A 19,092-nucleotide genomic window follows, 5' to 3' on the forward strand; every position below is an offset into this window, starting at 1 on the left:
ATCGGGACCGCCATTTTTAATTATGGTTCAGTAGCTCAGTTGGTAGAGCAATGGATTGAAGCTCCATGTGTCGGCAGTTCGATTCTGTCCTGAACCATTTTATGCAAGCCGGCCTAGCTCAACTGGTAGAGCAACTGACTTGTAATCAGTAGGTTGGGGGTTCAAGTCCTCTGGCCGGCACCATTCTTAGGAGGGGTAGCGAAGTGGCTAAACGCGGCGGACTGTAAATCCGCTCCTTCGGGTTCGGCAGTTCGAATCTGCCCCCCTCCACCATTTATTTTTTAATTTAATAGGGGCATATTTCAACGGTAGAATAGAGGTCTCCAAAACCTTTGATGTGGGTTCGATTCCTACTGCCCCTGCCATGGCGGTTGTGGCGAAGTGGTTAACGCATCGGATTGTGGTTCCGACACTCGTGGGTTCGATTCCCATCATCCGCCCTTTATATTAATGGGCTATAGCCAAGCGGTAAGGCAATGGACTTTGACTCCATCACGCGCTGGTTCGAATCCAGCTAGCCCAGTTTTTTATTGGCGGCATAGCCAAGTGGTAAGGCAGAGGTCTGCAAAACCTTTATCACCGGTTCAAATCCGGTTGCCGCCTTCATCAAAATGCGGGAGTATTTCAACTTTTAGAATCCGTTCCTTCCCGGAACGAGGTATAGGTGTAAGTCCTATCTTCCGCTCCATAATTTAATACTTAAGCGGGAGTAGTTCAACTCTCAGAACACATTCCTTCCCGGAATGAGGTATAGGTGTAAGTCCTATCTTCCGCTCCATAATTTATTACTTATGCGGGGGTATTTCAACTCTTAGAATCCGTTCCTTCCCGGAACGAGATATAGGTGTAAGTCCTATCCTCCGCTCCATAATTTAATATTTAAGCGGGAGTAGTTCAACTCTCAGAACACATTCCTTCCCGGAATGAGGTATAGGTGTAAGTCCTATCTTCCGCTCCATTTATTCTTCCTTGTAGGAAGTTTTTTTTATATCTTTTTTTATCTTAGTATATATCCTTATTTTAACTTCCAATATTTGTAGAAATATCTGTATAATATGGTAATATGAATAATTACAATAGTGTTTTGTACTATTAATTTAAATAGCATACACTATTAAAAATACTTTTTGGTAGGAGATTATATATAATGATTAGAACAATGATGAATGGAAAAATTCATAGAGCGAGAGTGACGGAATCAAACTTAAATTATGTAGGTAGTATTACTATAGATAAAGATTTATTAGAAGCAGTTGACATATTACCTAATGAAAAGGTTGCTATTGTAAATAATAATAATGGGGCGAGATTTGAAACATATGTGATTGAAGGTGAACGAGGTAGTGGTAAGATTTGTTTGAATGGTGCTGCATCTAGATTAGTTGAAGTGGATGATGTGGTAATCATTATGTCTTATGTTCAGCTGAATGAAGAGGAGCTTTCTATACATGCACCAAAAGTTGCTGTTTTAAATGAATATAATCAAATTACACAAATGATTCATGAAGTTGAGAATGAAGTTATAACAGATTAGCTTTTAATAATTTCTTATATTAAATATTTTAGTGGTCTTTAAATTACAGTATTTATATAAGTAAATATACTTTAGCTTTGAAGTTAAATAGTGACAAAAATTACAATTTACATGTAAAAAAATTGTACCTAAACTAAGCAATTACAGCTTTTTTAATAAATCTATTGACGACAAATGTAGTTAGTAATATAATATACTTATGCCATTTAGAAGTTGTAAAATATTTACAGATATAAATGATAATTTATAAATAGTCTCGTATGAGCTATTGAGCCGGCGTGGCGGAATTGGCAGACGCGCGGGACTCAAAATCCCGTTCCTTTTTGGAGTGTCGGTTCGATCCCGACCGCCGGTACTAATAAAATAACTAACATTTAAGAAACATCATTTAATGATGTTTCTTTTTTTTACTCTCTTTTAGTTTATATAGAAATAGAGAAGTTAGTTTAACAATTGTATTTTAATTATATGTTGTTGTTTCCATTAGACAGAGGTTACTTTTGTTAATTTCTATATTTGTAAAACCTTTAAAATTAATTATTACTATGTCTAAGTTAATATTGTAGTTTAATACAATGTGTAATATTATTAGTCTAATGTTATATTTGGAGGACATAATTTAATGGTTAAATATAAAAGTTCAGAATCAAGCGGAAAACAATTTTTTACTAATATTTTACAAGCTGTTGGTGCAGGTGTAGTTATTGCTTTACTACCTAATGCGCTATTGGGAGAATTATTAAAGTTCTTTAAAGAAGGTAATCAATTACTAGAATCAATATATCAACTTGTAGTATTAATTCAGTCGTTTATGGCATTTATAATCGGTGTTTTAGCAGCACATCAATTTAAGTTTAATGGTGCAGGAGCTGCTATGGTAGGTGTTTCTGCTATGTTAGGTAGTGGCGCTGTGAAAATTACAGCTGATGGATTTGTGTTAAATGGTATCGGTGATATTATAAATACTATTCTCATCGTTATTGTTGCATGTTTTTTATATTTATTACTACGCGATAAACTCGGCTCATTAGAAATGATTATTTTACCAGTGTTAATACCTGTTATTAGTGGTGTGATTGGCTTATATACGTTAAGTTATGTATCAAACGTAACTAAAGGTTTAGGCCATGTTGTTAGTTCATTTACAGAACTTAATCCAATGTTAATGTCGATATTAATTTGTATCACTTATTCATTACTAATGGTAACACCAATATCTGTTGTAGCTATTGCAACTGCCATAGGTTTATCTGGATTAGGAAGTGGTGCAGCAAATATGGGTATAGTTGCTGCATGTGTGACGTTCTTATTTGGTTCAATTAGAGTTAATAGTGTTGGGGTGAATCTAGTCCTAATAATCGGTGCTGCAAAAATGATGATACCGGTTTATTTTAAACATTTAATTATTGCAGTTCCATTAACTATAAACGGTATAATTGGTGGTTTAATTGCTTATTTCATAGGTATACATGGCACACCAATGTCTGCAGGGTTTGGATATACAGGGCTTGTAGGGCCAATAAATGCATTTAATCGTATGGATGGTGATCCGATGACCAATATTATTCTACTTATTTTTGGATACTTTATCATACCTTTTGTAGCAGCATTTTTTGTACATGAATTATGCAAAAAATTCATTGCTAAATATTCTGATGAAATTTATAGATTCGAAATCCCAAGACAATAGGTGTTTCGTACTTTACAAACTCAAAATAACTAACTATCTAAATTTTGCATATAAAAGATAAAAATAAGTATATGTTATATCACTCTTTTAAGTGCTAAATACAACGGTTTAAGAAATCATTACCAAACATTTGATTTCTAACCGTTTTTTTATACATAAGTATTGCATAATAATTTATTATCATAAAAGAAAATGCGATATAACAATAATTTTAAAAAATATTATTGAATAATGTTGCGTTATTGTGTATAATAATTAATATTATAGAGAGGGGATACAAAGATGAAACACATATTAAAAGGCTTTATGGTATGTATAATTATTCTTAGTGCCATAATAAGTTATATAAACCCTACAGCTCATGCACAAACGCAAGACGATCAATGGGAAAAAATAAAAGAACGTGGTGAGTTAAGGGTTGGTTTGTCAGCTGATTATGCACCTTATGAATTTGAACATAATGTTAATGGTAAGTCTGAATACGCGGGAATAGATATTGAATTAGCGAAAAAAGTAGCAAAGGACAATGGTTTAAAATTAAAGATTGTAAATATGCAATTTGATAGTTTACTGGGAGCTATTAAAACTGGGAAAGTAGATTTAATCATTTCTGGTATGACACCTACGCCAGAACGTAAAAAAGAAGTAGACTTTTCTGATCCATATATGACCGTTCAGCAAAAAATGATTATAAAAAAATCTGATGCTGATAATTTAAAAACTATCGATGATTTTACTAATAAAAAAATAGGTGTTCAAAAGCAGACACAACAGGAAAAAATCGCTCAGTCAGATATTGAAAATGCTCAAATTCAATCACTTACTAGAGTTCCAGAAGTAATTATGTCATTAAAAAGTGGAAAAGTAAGCGGCATGGTTATTGAAGGACCAGTTGCAGAAGCCTATTTAAAGCAAAATAAAGATCTAACTTTTGCTGATGGAGTGAAATTTAATGAAGGAACTAAAAGTACAGCAATAGCTGCACCAAAAAACTCTCCTAAATTGATGGAAAAATTAAATACTAGTATTAAAGAGGTTAAGGATAAAAACTTAATTGCAGACTATAAAGACTCAGCTGCAGAAGCTATGAAAAAAGATGATGGTAACTTCTTTAGTAAGTATGGTAACTTTTTCTTGAAAGGTATCCAAAACACTATTTTAATTTCAATTGTTGGTGTGTTATTAGGAACAGTTTTTGGAGCTATTATAGCATTAATAAAACTTAGTAAGATCAAAGTACTTAGATGGATAGCTTCAGCTTATATTGAATTCCTAAGAGGTACTCCATTGTTGGTACAAGTATTTTTAGTCTATTTTGGTACCACAGCGATGCTTGGTTTAGATATATCAGCCTTAATTTGCGGTATGATCGCGCTAGTAATTAACTGTTCAGCGTATATTGCCGAAATAATTAGAGCAGGAATCAATGCGGTAGATAAAGGGCAAACGGAAGCTGCACGTAGTTTAGGGCTTACATACGGTCAAACTATGAAAACAGTTATATTGCCTCAAGCAATTAAAAAGATATTACCAGCGTTAGGAAATGAATTTGTGACTGTTATTAAAGAGTCATCAATTGTTTCTGTAATAGGTGTAAGTGAAATTATGTTTAATGCACAAGTAGTTCAAGGTGCTTCATTTGATCCATTCACGCCACTATTAGTTGCAGCAGTATTATACTTTATACTTACATTCACACTATCTAGAGTGATGTATTTCTTTGAAGGGAGAATGAAAGTTAGTGATTAATATTAAAAATTTATATAAAACTTTTGGGAAAAATGAAGTTTTAAAAGGTATTGATATGACAGTGAATCAAGGAGAAGTTGTAGCTATCATTGGTCCTTCAGGTAGTGGGAAAAGTACATTACTGCGTTGTATGAATTTATTAGAAACACCTACAAGTGGTGAGGTTATATTTAAAGAACATAGCTTAACAAGTAAAAATACAGAGTTAGAAAAATTACGTCAACAAATGGGTATGGTATTTCAAAACTTTAACTTATTCCCGCATAAAAAAGTGATTGATAATATCATTTTAGCACCAAGTTTGTTAAAAAAAGACAAGCAAAGTAATTTAAAGGAGCAAGCTCAGGAATTATTAGATAAAGTAGGATTAAGTGATAAAGCGGATGCTTATCCATCGCAATTATCAGGTGGGCAAAAGCAGAGAGTTGCTATTGCTAGAGCATTAGCGATGAATCCGGAAGTTTTACTCTTTGATGAACCTACTTCAGCACTAGACCCTGAAGTAGTTGGTGATGTTCTGAAAGTTATGAAAGATCTAGCAAAAGAAGGTATGACAATGGTTGTTGTAACACATGAAATGAATTTTGCTAGAGATGTGAGTGATAAAGTAGTATTTATGGCAGATGGGGTTATCGTTGAATCAGGTAATCCTGAGGCAATATTTGAACAACAACAACATGAAAGAACTAAAAACTTCTTAAGTAGAGTATTATAAATTTTTATTAAGGCCAGGTAGATAAAGTAATTATGACAATATAATTGCTTAACTACTTGGTTTTTATTTTTGATAATAAAAAATGAATTTATGCACACTCTAAACACGAAATAATGTGTTAAACTGTAGGATGTATGTTTTTAATGTGGGGTGTAAGAATAAATGGATTTAAATCAATTAAAACAAGATGTAATTGACTATGCACATACGATAGGTATCGATAGTATAGGTTTTACTACTGCTGATCCATTTGATGAAATGAAACAAAAGTTAGTAGATTATCATGCTAAAGGTTATGCATCAGGTTTTGAAGAATCAGATATAGAGTTAAGAACTGAACCGACATTAACATTACCGACAGCACGGTCTATTATCGCAATTGCGGTAGGATATCCTAATAAATTAAAAGGCGCACCTAAGAGTACTAGAGGAGATAGAAGAGGTATGTTTGCTCGTGCTTCATGGGGGCAAGACTATCACTCTATTATGCGAAAACGCTTGGATAAACTAGCTGATTATTTGAGATATAGAGTAGAGGGCGTTGAAATTCAGTCAATGGTAGATACTGGAGCATTGTCAGATAGAGCTGTGGCAGAGCGTGCTGGTTTAGGTTATGTTGGTAGAAATGGTTTTGTAATCAACCCTGAACTAGGAACCTGGACATATTTAGGAGAAATGCTTGTAAGTGTGCCTTTTGCACCGGATGATCCATTACTGGATAGTTGTGGAGACTGTACCATTTGCGTTGATCGTTGTCCGACTGGTGCACTTGTTGGAGATGGTCAACTAAATAGTCAAAAATGTATTAGCTTTTTAACCCAAACAAAAGGGTACCTAGCAGATGAATATCGTTATAAAATAGGTAATCGACTATACGGATGTGATACTTGTCAGCAAGTATGTCCGAGAAATAAGGGTATAAACACCCAGCATGATGATATTGTCTTAGAGCCTGAAATTTTAAAACCAAGATTAGTGCCATTACTAAAAATGAGTAATAAAGAATTTAAAAATACGTATGGTCATTTAGCAGGTGCTTGGAGAGGTAAAAAGCCTATTCAGCGTAATGCAATAGTAGCATTAGCACATTTCAAAGAAGAAAGTGCTATTCCTGATTTACAAGATGTTGCATTGAATGATCCTCGTCCAATGATTAGGGGAACAGCGTATTGGGCAATTGGGCAAATACAGGGAGAAAATGCTAGAAGCTTTATTGAACAACAATACCAAAATGAACTAGAAGAAGTTCAACAAGAAATGTTAAAAGGATTAGAAATGAGGAGAGAACAATAGCATGACAAACCATATCGTATTATTTCAACCACAAATACCAGGTAACACTGGTAGCATCGCAAGGACTTGTGCAGGAACATATACCAATTTACATTTAATTAAACCATTAGGATTTAGTACAGATGATAAAATGTTAAAACGTGCAGGATTAGATTATTGGGAAACTGTAAATATTATGTATCATGAAAGTATAGAAGAATTTTTTGAAGCCACTGAAGGAACATATTATTTATTAACAAAATTTGGAGAAAAAACGTATTCAGACTTTGATTTTACAAATACTGAGCATGACCACTTTTTCATATTTGGTCGAGAAACAACTGGCTTACCTGACTGGGTAAAAGAAAAATATGCAGATACTGCACTTCGTATACCTATGAATGATAATATTAGATCGCTGAACCTTTCTAACACTGCTTCTTTACTAATTTATGAAGCTTTGAGACAACAGAATTTTCCGGAGTTGCATTAATATTTATCGAAATGAATGAAAATATGCTAAAAGCTTTGTATAATGATAATAAGTCTTATAATGGCTATTTGGACAAATCATCATTTAGTTTAATAAAGTATGGGTTTATAGGAACATTATGTAGGGTATTAATAAAAATAATGCTAGAACCGTCTTAATTGAAAAAGAGGAGTGTAATTACTATGGCAATGAACTTTAAAGTTTTAGAAAACGAAAGAGTTGTAGCTGAATATGCTGCAGATATTTTAAGAAAACAATTTAACAATAATCCAACAACTATCGCAGGTGTACACCTTGCTAATGACAATGCTCCTGTATTGGATGAATTGAAGAAAAATGTAGATAAAAATGCTGTAGATTTCAGTCAAATTAATATACTTGATTATGATGATAAGAAATCTTATTTTGAAGCATTAGGCGTACCAGAAGGTCAAATTTATAATGTATCATTTAGTGAAGACACTGAATCGTTTATCAAAGATAAGATTAAAACTAAAGAAAATAAAGGCAAATTAGTTACACAAGTACTTTCTATTGATACAAAAGGTAATTTAGACGTAAGTATCAAGCAAGGCCTTTTCTCAGCACGTGAAGTGATTTTAATCATTACTGGTAGTGAGAAAAAAGAAATTGTTCATAAACTTTATGAAGAAAATGGTAAAACAAGTTTTGAACCTTCAGATTTAAAGGCTCACCGCATGGTTAATGTAATTTTAGATGAAGCGGCTGCAGAAGGTTTACCTGAAGATGTTAGACATTATTTCACAGCACGTTTTGCATAATCAAATGTGAGGTGATCCAAATGACAAAAAATAAGAATTCAAATGAACAACCAAACGAATCTTTAGTGCCAGAGAATGAAATGGTCGATGATTTCGATGATGTTGTTGAATTAGGTAAAGAGATGGAACAAATTTCAGAAGAAAATGATGAAGATAAATTAGATAAATCACATGATGCTGAAGTACGTTCTGACCTTAATGATTAATATATAGCTAACCGAGACATTAATTAGTGTCTCGGTTTTATATATTAATTATTATTTTACAATTAAATAACCTTATATCATTGTTAGCTTATCAAATTAGATTTACAGTTATGTAAATTTAAATGTAGTGTGAGTTACAAAAAAGCAATGCCATGTTAAAAGTTAATATGGTATGATTAAAGCATTATTGATTTAAGGAGATTTATATATGTTAAGTAAGCAATGGAAATATATCATGATAGTTGCAGTAATTATTAACTTATTATCAATTAAAGGTTTTCCAATGGCAATTGGTGCTATCTACTTACCAGTATTATTTAAAATTATTAAATTGCAGATAAATTTATCACGTGGCCTTGTAGATCAGGTTAATGCTTCTACATTTGTTAAAGGTAATCAAACAGGTATTATTATTAGTGTTTTATGCTGTATGATTGTAACTGTTTTATTATTTAAGCCGTTAGGCGATTTTTATAGCAATTTAGACGGCTTTTTAGGTTTATTAATCACAATAAGTCCAGTAACGATGGTAATCGGTGCTATACTGTTAATTTTAACTGCTATTGGTATTATTCAAGCTGCTAAAGAACAGTTTAAAAATGTAAATATAACAAAATAATTATAACGTCTAATAATTTTTAAGAAGAAAACCTCGGAAATAGTTGAGGTTTTCTTTTTATATATAAAGAAATAGGTTATTGAAGAGAGTGAAGAAAGAATTGATAAATATTATGTTTTTAAGAAAAATGAATTTATAATGAAAACGCTATATAATACAATTGCCCGTTTAAAATGATTAATGCTATACTTAAAATGAACTAAGATTAATGAAGGGGAGATTTATAAATGTCAGTTAGAATTGAACATGATACATTCGGTGAAATAGAAGTACCATCAGACAAATACTGGGGTGCTCAAACAGAAAGAAGTAAACGTAACTTCCCTGTTGGTAAAGAACGTATGCCAATTGAAGTTGTTTATGGATTTGCTCAATTAAAAAGAGGTGCCGCTTTAGCTAACTATGAATTAGGAAAATTATCAGCTGCTAAGAAAGACGCAATTGTTTATGCATGTGATCGTGTATTAAATAAAGAATTAGATGATCATTTTCCTTTAGTAGTATGGCAAACAGGCAGCGGTACGCAAAGTAATATGAATGTTAATGAAGTTGTAAGCTTTGTGGCAAACACTTACTTAAAAGAGCAAGGTAGCGATGAATCTATTCATCCTAATGATGATGTCAATAAATCACAAAGTTCTAATGATACGTTCCCTACAGCAATGCACGTGGCATTATATAACGAAGTAGAAACGAAACTAGAGCCTGCATTAAAATCTTTAAGAGACACGTTTAAACAAAAAGAAGAACAATTTAATGATATTATTAAAATAGGTCGTACACATTTACAAGATGCTACGCCAATCCGTTTAGGTCAAGAAATTAGTGGTTGGCGCTATATGTTAGATAAATGTGAAACATTATTAACTGAATCAAAAGCACATATTTTAAATTTAGCAATAGGTGGAACTGCGGTTGGTACTGGTATTAATGCGCACCCTGAATTTGGTGATAAAGTCGCTAAGTTCATCGCAGAAAATACAGGATATCCATTTGTGTCTTCTGAAAATAAATTCCATGCATTAACTGCACATGATGAGGTAGTACAACTTCATGGCTCATTAAAAGCGCTTGCGACAGACTTAATGAAAATTGCTAACGATGTTAGATGGTTAGCATCAGGCCCACGTGCAGGATTAGCAGAAATTTCAATACCTGAAAATGAACCAGGTTCTTCGATTATGCCGGGTAAAGTTAACCCTACACAATGTGAAATGTTAACAATGGTTGCTGTCCAAGTTATGGGGAATGATACAGCAGTAGGAATTGGTAGTTCACAAGGTAACTTTGAATTAAATGTATATAAACCTGTTATTTTATTAAATACACTACAATCTATTTATTTATTAGCAGATGGTATGGACACATTTAATAGTAACTGTGCTGTTGGTATAGAACCAATTCCTGAAAACATCGATAATTACTTAAATCAATCGCTTATGCTAGTTACTGCTTTAAACCCACACATTGGTTATGAGAAGGCAGCAAGTATTGCTAAAAAAGCGCATAAAGAAGGCTTAACTTTAAAAGAATCTGCAATTCAATCAGGCTATGTAACAGAAGAACAGTTTGAGCAATGGATTAAACCAGAAGATATGGTTGAACCGAAGTAAATATACCGTAAAAAAGCAATTGTTGTGATCAACTAAGTAATGTCTTGTAATCACATCGAAATGTATATTCTTAACTAATAAACGCACTGTCATTTTAAATGGCAGTGCGTTTTCTTTTTATGATATTAAAAATTTTGAAATTATACTTACATATAACCAACTTATATGAAAATAAGGGATGAATGATAGTTATAACTTTGAGTATAAGTATTAATTTGAGTAAATAGTGAAATATAGATTAAAAAAAGACACTTCAATATAAGTATAGTCTTTGTGACTTTATATTGAAGTGTTTATATATTTTGTAGAATAAGTTTTAGGCATGTAATAGTATAAAATTTATGATTAAGTATACTACTAAATTAGATCTCATCATCTAGACTGACAGAAATTTGTGCTTGTGTCAGTGGATGGATGAATTCAATTTTATAACTATTTAATTGAAGTTGTCTCAAAGTAGAGTTTCCATATAATGGGTCGCCTATAACTGGATGTCCAATTTCAGCTAAATGAACACGAATTTGGTGAGTGCGGCCTGTATCTAATTTTAATTCTAATTCACAGACGTCTTCTTTGACCATTTTTGAGTCAAGAATATGTGTAATTGCTGATTGTCCGGTTGGTGACACCCTACGTTTGTTAGAATGGAATTTATCTTTACCAATTGGCATATCAATAGTTTGAGGTTTGATTGGTAATAAACTATGAACATTTGCTTTATAGATGCGATCAATTTCATTTTCTTCTAACATACGATCTAATATTTTTTTCATCAATGGGTTTTTTGCTACGATTAATAAACCAACAGTTTCTTGGTCTAAACGGTGAATTGGTTCAACATAGTCACTTTTAACTGTATAAATTACATGATTCATTAATGTATTACTTTCTTTTAAATCATTTGGGTGTGTTTTAACACCTTTTGGCTTCATGACTATAGCGATATCATCATCTTCGTAGTAAACTTGTGCAAAACGATAACTAGGTAAATAGTTACTTACTTCATCTGGAGTAGGGATAAACACATTGTCACCTGTGTTAACTCTTGTCATTAATGAAGCGGTTGCGTCGTTAATTGTAATTGCTTTAGACATGTTTAAATTATGCAAATCTTTTTTAGGTAAATGCAATTGTTGAAAAATTTCTCTTAACGTTAAATCATTGTATTTAATAGGGATTTCAAATTTCATAGTATCCTCCTTGATAATCAACTATTATCATACCATAAACATAGATTTAAAAATATTAGATAAATACTTTCAGTAGATTAAAAATTACATTTGTAATTAAATTATATATTCAATCAAAAAATCAGGATTTTTAAATTATTATCTTAGAAGGTATAATAAACATAAAGTTGTAAAGGAATGGACTGGTTAAATGGAAAAACCAACTAGACTTGCATTGTTAAAAGAAATTGCAGAATTTTTAAATGAAGAGACAGAAACATATAATATGATTCAAGGCGCATTGAAATATTTAATTGAAGGTACTGCATTTACTACGGGGTGGATATTTTTTATAGATGACGCGGGACAACATGAATTAGTTGCCCATTATGATTTACCTGGCGCATTAGCAAAGCAAAATTGTAAATATATGTGTGAAGGTACCTGCTGGTGTGTGCAAGCGTATCAAAATAAAAAACTGACTAAAGCATCTAATATAATAAATTGTTCGCGTATTAATCTTGCAAACCGTGCATTTCATGAGGAAACAGAAGGTATTACACATCATGCGACGGTGCCGCTACGCTCTGGGGATGAGTTGTTTGGTCTCTTAAATGTAGCAACGCCATACAAGACAAGTTATAGTGAAGAGGATTTAGAGTTACTAGAGTCTGTTGCTTTTCAAATTGGTTCTGCAATAAAACGTATCGTATTAACGGATCAAGAGAAGGAAGCTGCGCGTATCAGTGAAAGAAATCGACTGGCGCGTGATTTACATGACTCAGTAAATCAATTGCTCTTTTCTGTAAAGTTAACCGCGCATGCTGCACAAGGTATTTCTAATGAAGAAGTATCGCGTAAAGCTTTTAATATAATTGAAGAAACAAGTCAACAAGCTGTAAATGAAATGCGTGCATTAATTTGGCAACTAAAACCAGTTGGATTAGAACATGGTTTAGTTAAGGCTATTCAAAATTATAGCGACGTATTACAATTGGATTTATCAGTTAGCGTTGAAGGTTTGATTAGCTTGCCAAGTATTATTGAAGAAAATATCTACAGAATTATCCAAGAAGGTATGAATAATACGAAAAAGCATGCCCAAGATACAGAAATTACATTAAAACTAGCACAAAATCAGGACTATTTTTATGTAGAAATTAAAGATTTCGGTATAGGCTTTAACATGCAACAATCAAACTATAATAATTCTCATGGCATTAATAATATGAAACAACGAGCAAAAGTGATTAATGCCAGTATAGAGATAAACTCCGAAGAACATAAAGGAACTCAAATTTATATAAAAGTGCCTTTATAAAGTAATGAAAGGAAGATTAAATTGAATCGAATTGTGCTTGTTGATGATCATCACATTGTAAGACAAGGTTTAGAATTTTTATTGTCTACAGTAGATGATTTAGAAGTCATTGGAGGATTTTCAGATGGTAAATCATTTTTATCATACTTAACAACTAATGATTTACCAGATATTGTATTACTAGATTTAGTTATGCCAGAAATGAACGGCATTGAAATTACAAAGATATTAAAAAGTAATTATCCCCAAATAAAAATATTGGTCTTAACGAGTTATGTTGATGATGAACACGTGATATCTGCTATTGACCAAGGGGCAGATGGATATGAAATGAAAGATGTTGAACCAGAGCAATTAATTAAAACAATAAAAAAAGTGCTAAATGGAGAAAAAATTATTCATCCACAGGCTCAAAGTGTTATGGAAGCTGTTAGTAAAAAGCCACATTTTACAAATAAATTATCTAAGCGTGAGGCAGAGGTTTTAGCTGAAATGGCCAAAGGTAAGACTAATAAAGAAATTGCAGAAACATTGTTTGTGTCTGAAAAGACGATTAAAACACATGTGAGCCACATTTTTAATAAATTACAAGTAACGGATCGTACACAAGCAGCTATCTATGCGATGCAGAATAATTTAATATAAATCTGGATTTTATTTAAAAACATACCACGTGGAAGCAATTTTCTTCTTATTTTGAAAAATTACTTTAAAATATATAAAAATACTATATAATAAAGTTAATACTCAAAAGGGGATGTTGCTATGAAAACAAAAAATCTTTCGTTGAAGATTGTCATAGCATTAATACTAGGTATTGCAATTGGTTCTATATTTAATATTTTTACGGACTCAGCTTTTGTCGAGAACGTAGATAAATACCTATTTAATGTTATCGGACAAATTTTCTTGAATTTAATCTTTATGCTTGTAGTACCAGTAGTATTTGTATCCATTGTTTTAGGAGTAGTCGGTGTAGGGGATCCGAAATTATTGGGAGGGATTGGACTAAAGACAATTGCTTTCTTTCTAACTACGACTGCAATTGCAATTACAATCGGACTTACTTTGGCAATGTTGTTACAACCTGGTGCAGGTAAATCTGAGCTTTTAAATAGCGATGATGTATCAAGTTATCAACAAACACTAAACAAAGAAAACAGTGCACAAGATTCAGCTGCAAAACAAACATTTGATCAAACGCTTATTAATTTGTTTCCTAAAAACCCATTACAAGCAATGACCGAAGAAAATATGTTGCAAATCATTACATTTGCGATATTCATTGGCGTTGGTATTATTATGGTAGGTTCCAAAGCACAGATGGTACATAAATTTTTAGAACAAACCAATGAAGTGCTAATGTATATCGTGACTATGATAATGAGCGTATTTGCTCCAATAGGAACTTTTGCCCTAGTGGCACACGCATTTACAGGGGCAGGATTTGGGGCAATTCAGCAACTGGGGATGTACTTCTTTATTGTATTGTTAGCCTTGGTAATCCATTTCTTTGTAGTTTATGGTACTGCTGTCAAGGTTATGGGAAGAACGAGTCCATTAAAATTTTACAAGGAATTTATTCCTGCGATTACATTAGGGTTTAGTGCTTCAAGCTCAACCGCAACTTTACCTGTTTCTTTAGAATGTACAAAGAAAATGGGAGTTAGGCGTGAAATTGCTTCATTTGTTCAACCATTAGGCGCAACGATTAACATGGACGGTACAGCAATAATGCAAGGTGTTGCTACTGTATTTATTGCTCAAATTTCAGGAGTTACGCTATCTTTTGCCCAAATTATAACGGTAGTCGTAATCGCCGTAGTAGCTTCAATTGGAACAGCTGGTGTTCCTGGTGTGGGTCTAATAATGTTAGCCATGGTGTTAAACGCAGTAGGCTTAGATCCAGCTGCAATCGGTATAATCCTAGGTATAGATAGATTGCTAGATATGACAAGAACTTCAGTGAATATAACTGGTGATGCAGCTTGTGCATTAATTATTTCTAGAGCTGAAGAGAGAAAATTAGCCGCAAAGAATGAATGAATTTAAATAGTTTAGAATGATAATTTAAGAGGACGAAACATTATTTTAATGTTCTGTCCTCTTTTTTTTATTAAAATCATTAGTTGTAAAAATAAAAGTGTTATTGGTTAATTATTTTTGCAAATTATTCTATAAAAATAGACTATATGTTTTAAGTTGTTGTTAAAAAAGTTTTTGTTATTAAAAATAAGACTTTAGGACTACCTAAAAAATATTGCTATAACATTACCTTTGTGCAACAATTGTAAACATAGTATTAAGAAAGGGTAAAGTTAATGTTAAATATATTGAGAAGCTTTAAAAAGCGATTAAAACATTTAGATATTGGTATCATAATTAGTTTTATAATTCTAAGCGTCATCGGTGTCATAATGGTATACAGTGCAAGTATGGTTCCTGCTTCTAAGGGGAGTTTAACAAATGGAACACCCATTGAAGCTAATTATTTCATGAAAAGACAATTTATCTTTTTCATTTTAAGTGTTTGTATAATCTTATTTATTAGTATGTACTTTAATATTAAAATGCTAAGAAATGCCAGTACTCAAAAATTTCTAATAGTAGGGACATTTGCATTATTAATCCTGACGTTACTAATTGGTAAGGATGTAAATGGTTCTAGAAACTGGATCAATCTTGGGTTGTTTAGTTTACAATCATCTGAGTTTTTAAAATTAGTTGCTATTTTTTATCTTTCATATATTTTAGATAAAAAATTAACAAACAATCGAGATTATAAGTTGAAGAATATTGTTCCACCTTTAGGCGTATTAGGTGTGGGATTAGCTCTAGTATTAATGCAGGGAGATCTAGGGGGTACATTATTAACTGTTGCAATTATTGTGGCTATCTTAATGTATTCTGATATCAAAAATAAAATAAAAATACAAATTTTAACTATTACTTCTATTCCTGTAGTACTATACATCTTTTATACTTTAGTTTTTGATTCGAAAAATCTATATAGAATGAAACGAATTAAAGTAGTATTGGATCCATTTAAGTACGAAAATGGTGACGGATATCAACTTACAAATGCATTAGTTTCAATAAGTAACGGTGGCGTATTCGGTCGTGGCCTAGGTAATGGTATTTTGAAATTAGGCTATTTACCAGAACCACATACAGACTTTATATTTACTGTTATTTCTGAAGAATTAGGCCTCATAGGTGTATTACTTATACTACTGATGTATGGTTTTATTATCTTAAAAGGATTTATTTATGCAAACAAAACGCGTAACCACTTTTACAAATTAATTTGCGTAGGTGTAGTTAGTTATTTATTTATGCAAGTATTTGTAAATATAGGCGGTGTATCTGGATTAATACCATTAACTGGTGTAACACTCCCTTTATTAAGCTATGGTGGGTCATCCATGCTAAGTATTAGTATAGCATTGGGAATTTTATTGGCAGTTATCCGAGAAATAAAAAAAGAGTCCAAAGTATATGAATAATACATGGAAAAATCAATTGAATAATTAATGGAAAGGAAGAAGTAATTTGAAGTTATCGAAAATAGGCAAAATTGTAGCGATTATTTTACTGTTAATACTTATTATAATCGGATTTTTTGCATATAAGTTATTTCATCTTAATCAAGCAATACATGATTCAGACGGTACAGATGAAGCAACGAAAGCAACACAAGAAAAAATAAAAAATAACAAACCAATTTCTATCGCAATATTTGGGGTGGATTCAGATGCGAAGCGCGCTGAGGAAAACATGGGACAACGTACAGATACACTATTAATTGCATCAATTAACCCCGAAAAGAAAAAAACAAAACTCATTTCTATACCTCGTGATATGAATAGTAATATCCCTGATGTCGCTGGTAATCAAAAGATTGCGCATGCTTATGCATACGGTGGTCCAAAGACAGCAATGGACACACTTAGACAAAATTTAGATGTACCGGTAGATGCTTATGTTACTTTAGACATGGATGGTTTCGAAAAGATGATTGATATCTTTGATGGTGTAACTGTAACAAGCAACGCAACATTTAGTTATAATGGTTCTAGTTTTAAAGAGGGACAAAAAGTGAAATTAGATGGCGATAAAGCACTGAATTATGTGCGTAGTCGTAAAGAAGAAGGTGCAGGTGGTGACGAAGGTCGTACTGAAAGGCAACGTCAAGTGATTGATGAACTATCTAAAAAAGCAAATGGTTCTTCTAATTTATTTAAGATAAACAAAATACTTAAAGTTAGTGAAGAAAATGTTAAAACCGACCTGAACGTTGGAGATTTAAAATCTTTATATTCAAATTATAAGGATGCTACAAATTCTATTGATAAAGAATCTATCGATGGTGAAAATTTAATAGAATCTGATGGAGTTTGGTATTTTGAACCAAATGAAGAAGATAAAAATGTTAAAATAAATGAATATAAGAATAATTTAAAATAGAATATAGGGTTTTAATGTTGAGAGGTGTAAAGCAATGACAGTTATAATATTGCTTATAATAGGACTCGTTTCTTCTATTATAGGTTCTTTAATCGGTGTTGGTGGAGGTATTATCATTGTACCTACGCTAGTTTTTATAGGTGCAAATTTTGATTTATTAAGTGGTATTACAACTCAAACTGCAATTGGTATATCATCTGTGACGCTTGTTTTTACAGGTTTATTTTCAATAATTGCATACCGGGGCAAAGGCAAAGATGCGATTGATTTTAGAAATGGTATTTTATTTTCTATTGGTATTATTCCCGGATCGTTATTAGGGGCTTACCTAAGTCAATTTCTGAATGATATATACTTTAATATTATATTTGGTATATTTTTATTTTTAATTTCAATCTTACTTTTTATAAAAGACTACTTAGCATCTAAAAAGGACAGTACTACAGAAAAAAATGTGAATCTAACATTAGGAATTATTTTTGCATTTTTTGTAGGTATCAGTGCTGGTTTGTTTGGAATTGGTGGCGGTGTGTTAATGACGCCGTTAATGATTATTGTTTTCAACTTCACACCACACGTAGCTGTGGCAACAAGTATGATTATTATTTTTACTTCAAGTTTAGCAAGTTCAGTAGGACATGTGATTCAAGGACATGTGATTTGGGGCTATGGATTGATATTAATCATTGCAAGTTATGTAGGAACAAAATGCGGTGTGAAAATTAATAGATCAATTAATTCTGCAAAGTTATCCAACTTACTTAAATTTGTTTTGATTTGTTTAAGTATCTATTTAATCATCAAAGGATTTATTGAATTGTAAATTTAACAAGTATGAGTAAGATAATGTGCTGATTAATTAAACATTATCATTTGCTTATGACATAGTTGACTAGAATTGAAAATATCATCTTAGCGCATTTTGAATTCTAGCTAGCTTATTAACAATTTATTAGAATAGAAAAAGATGGGTAAATGTAATTTTATTATGCATGCTAACTTATAATAATTTTTACAGAAAATCAGCCTAAAACATGTTATTGTTTTAGGCTGATTTTTTTAATAATAAACATTAGTAGAATAAAATAATTTATATTAACTCCGTACGCTATATTTTTAAACTATTGAATTTCATTATAAAGCTCTATAAATTGTTTGCCTCTTTTACGATTTATAGAATTAAAAATCCATGTTTCACCATCTTTGTCCATAACAACCATTCTATAACAGGTTAATGCTAAACCCATTTTAATGTTTTTAATGTCTGAAAATAAGAATTCATTTTTAAATTTTGGCAGTTTTGCACCATCGCTAGTTTTAAAATATATACGATCGCTGAGCAAAATTAAATCACCAGCAATTGATTGTGAAAGTGAATATTTCAATGTGGCTTGAATAACAAATACCGGATTGTTAAAATCTATATTCATAACTTATTCCTCCAAATTTTAATTAATGAGTT

General features: G+C 31.8%; 18 protein-coding genes and 10 tRNA genes. 26 read left to right on the top strand and 2 right to left on the bottom strand.

What is annotated here, in order from left to right:
* Positions 1–24 precede the first annotated feature (24 nt).
* The 20 genes from BTM19_RS00005 to fumC all read left to right on the top strand — a co-directional run bounded on the left by BTM19_RS00005 (position 25) and on the right by fumC (position 10,673).
* Positions 25–97: transfer RNA gene (locus BTM19_RS00005), tRNA-Phe, on the top strand.
* A 10-nt stretch (positions 98–107) separates the two neighbouring features.
* Positions 108–183: transfer RNA gene (locus tag BTM19_RS00010), tRNA-Thr, on the top strand.
* A gap of 6 nt (positions 184–189) precedes the next feature.
* A tRNA-Tyr gene (locus BTM19_RS00015) sits at positions 190–273 on the top strand.
* A gap of 18 nt (positions 274–291) precedes the next feature.
* A tRNA-Trp gene (locus tag BTM19_RS00020) sits at positions 292–365 on the top strand.
* 2 nt (positions 366–367) lie between these two features.
* Positions 368–440 (top strand) — tRNA-His (locus tag BTM19_RS00025).
* Between the two features lie 11 nt (positions 441–451).
* Positions 452–523, top strand: a tRNA-Gln gene (locus BTM19_RS00030).
* A 9-nt stretch (positions 524–532) separates the two neighbouring features.
* Positions 533–603: transfer RNA gene (locus BTM19_RS00035), tRNA-Cys, on the top strand.
* A gap of 100 nt (positions 604–703) precedes the next feature.
* Positions 704–778: transfer RNA gene (locus tag BTM19_RS12935), tRNA-Gly, on the top strand.
* 105 nt (positions 779–883) lie between these two features.
* Positions 884–958 (top strand) — tRNA-Gly (locus tag BTM19_RS12940).
* A gap of 189 nt (positions 959–1,147) precedes the next feature.
* Positions 1,148–1,534: an aspartate 1-decarboxylase gene (panD, locus tag BTM19_RS00040; RefSeq protein ID WP_029376875.1), complete on the top strand. Its 387-nt coding sequence runs from the start codon at positions 1,148–1,150 to the stop codon at positions 1,532–1,534.
* Between the two features lie 272 nt (positions 1,535–1,806).
* Positions 1,807–1,889, top strand: a tRNA-Leu gene (locus BTM19_RS00045).
* Between the two features lie 267 nt (positions 1,890–2,156).
* A complete protein-coding gene (locus BTM19_RS00050; protein WP_029376876.1) occupies positions 2,157–3,224 on the top strand; it encodes a PTS sugar transporter subunit IIC in 1,068 nt (355 codons plus the stop codon).
* Between the two features lie 282 nt (positions 3,225–3,506).
* Positions 3,507–4,973 carry an ABC transporter substrate-binding protein/permease gene (locus tag BTM19_RS00055; RefSeq protein ID WP_029376877.1) on the top strand — a complete coding sequence of 489 codons (1,467 nt, stop codon included), beginning with the start codon at positions 3,507–3,509 and terminating at the stop codon, positions 4,971–4,973.
* Entirely contained in the window at positions 4,966–5,688 is a 723-nt protein-coding gene (locus BTM19_RS00060) for an amino acid ABC transporter ATP-binding protein (RefSeq protein ID WP_029376878.1), read from the top strand. Before BTM19_RS00055 ends, BTM19_RS00060 begins: the two co-directional genes overlap by 8 nt.
* A 162-nt stretch (positions 5,689–5,850) precedes the next feature.
* Positions 5,851–6,981 (top strand): tRNA epoxyqueuosine(34) reductase QueG, encoded by a 1,131-nt coding sequence (gene queG, locus BTM19_RS00065; protein ID WP_029376879.1) that lies wholly within the window; start codon positions 5,851–5,853, stop codon positions 6,979–6,981.
* A 1-nt stretch (position 6,982) separates the two neighbouring features.
* Complete coding sequence (gene trmL / locus BTM19_RS00070; RefSeq protein ID WP_029376880.1) at positions 6,983–7,453, top strand: tRNA (uridine(34)/cytosine(34)/5-carboxymethylaminomethyluridine(34)-2'-O)-methyltransferase TrmL; 471 nt, start codon at positions 6,983–6,985, stop codon at positions 7,451–7,453.
* 182 nt (positions 7,454–7,635) lie between these two features.
* Complete coding sequence (locus BTM19_RS00075; protein WP_029376881.1) at positions 7,636–8,235, top strand: 6-phosphogluconolactonase; 600 nt, start codon at positions 7,636–7,638, stop codon at positions 8,233–8,235.
* Between the two features lie 20 nt (positions 8,236–8,255).
* A complete protein-coding gene (locus BTM19_RS00080) occupies positions 8,256–8,441 on the top strand; it encodes an SAS053 family DNA gyrase inhibitor (RefSeq protein WP_029376882.1) in 186 nt (61 codons plus the stop codon).
* 208 nt (positions 8,442–8,649) lie between these two features.
* Positions 8,650–9,060, top strand: coding sequence for a hypothetical protein (locus BTM19_RS00085; RefSeq protein ID WP_029376883.1), 411 nt, complete (start codon positions 8,650–8,652; stop codon positions 9,058–9,060).
* A gap of 227 nt (positions 9,061–9,287) precedes the next feature.
* Positions 9,288–10,673 carry a class II fumarate hydratase gene (gene fumC, locus BTM19_RS00090; RefSeq protein WP_029376884.1) on the top strand — a complete coding sequence of 462 codons (1,386 nt, stop codon included), beginning with the start codon at positions 9,288–9,290 and terminating at the stop codon, positions 10,671–10,673.
* Positions 10,674–11,035: 362 nt separating this feature from the next.
* Here the strand turns inward: fumC and BTM19_RS00095 are convergent, their stop codons facing one another.
* Positions 11,036–11,863 (bottom strand): RluA family pseudouridine synthase, encoded by an 828-nt coding sequence (locus BTM19_RS00095; RefSeq protein ID WP_029376885.1) that lies wholly within the window; start codon positions 11,861–11,863, stop codon positions 11,036–11,038.
* 190 nt (positions 11,864–12,053) lie between these two features.
* Between BTM19_RS00095 and BTM19_RS00100 the strand changes: the two genes are divergently transcribed.
* The 6 genes from BTM19_RS00100 to BTM19_RS00125 all read left to right on the top strand — a co-directional run bounded on the left by BTM19_RS00100 (position 12,054) and on the right by BTM19_RS00125 (position 18,453).
* A complete protein-coding gene (locus tag BTM19_RS00100; RefSeq protein WP_029376886.1) occupies positions 12,054–13,163 on the top strand; it encodes a GAF domain-containing sensor histidine kinase in 1,110 nt (369 codons plus the stop codon).
* A gap of 21 nt (positions 13,164–13,184) precedes the next feature.
* Positions 13,185–13,808 carry a response regulator gene (locus BTM19_RS00105; protein ID WP_029376887.1) on the top strand — a complete coding sequence of 208 codons (624 nt, stop codon included), beginning with the start codon at positions 13,185–13,187 and terminating at the stop codon, positions 13,806–13,808.
* A gap of 120 nt (positions 13,809–13,928) precedes the next feature.
* On the top strand, positions 13,929–15,209 hold the full coding sequence (locus BTM19_RS00110; RefSeq protein WP_058625906.1) for a dicarboxylate/amino acid:cation symporter: 1,281 nt from the start codon (positions 13,929–13,931) through the stop codon (positions 15,207–15,209).
* Positions 15,210–15,484: 275 nt separating this feature from the next.
* On the top strand, positions 15,485–16,669 hold the full coding sequence (locus BTM19_RS00115) for an FtsW/RodA/SpoVE family cell cycle protein (RefSeq protein WP_038678784.1): 1,185 nt from the start codon (positions 15,485–15,487) through the stop codon (positions 16,667–16,669).
* Between the two features lie 46 nt (positions 16,670–16,715).
* Positions 16,716–17,630: an LCP family protein gene (locus BTM19_RS00120; RefSeq protein WP_029376890.1), complete on the top strand. Its 915-nt coding sequence runs from the start codon at positions 16,716–16,718 to the stop codon at positions 17,628–17,630.
* Positions 17,631–17,664: 34 nt separating this feature from the next.
* Positions 17,665–18,453, top strand: a complete 789-nt coding sequence (locus tag BTM19_RS00125; RefSeq protein WP_029376891.1) for a sulfite exporter TauE/SafE family protein — start codon at positions 17,665–17,667, stop codon at positions 18,451–18,453.
* A gap of 298 nt (positions 18,454–18,751) precedes the next feature.
* On the opposite strand, the gene BTM19_RS00130 is transcribed toward BTM19_RS00125, so the two are convergent.
* On the bottom strand, positions 18,752–19,060 hold the full coding sequence (locus BTM19_RS00130) for a hypothetical protein (RefSeq protein WP_058625908.1): 309 nt from the start codon (positions 19,058–19,060) through the stop codon (positions 18,752–18,754).
* Positions 19,061–19,092 lie beyond the last annotated feature (32 nt).

Source organism: Staphylococcus xylosus (assembly GCF_002732165.1).
In the GTDB taxonomy this organism is placed as follows: Bacteria; Bacillota; Bacilli; order Staphylococcales; family Staphylococcaceae; genus Staphylococcus; species Staphylococcus xylosus.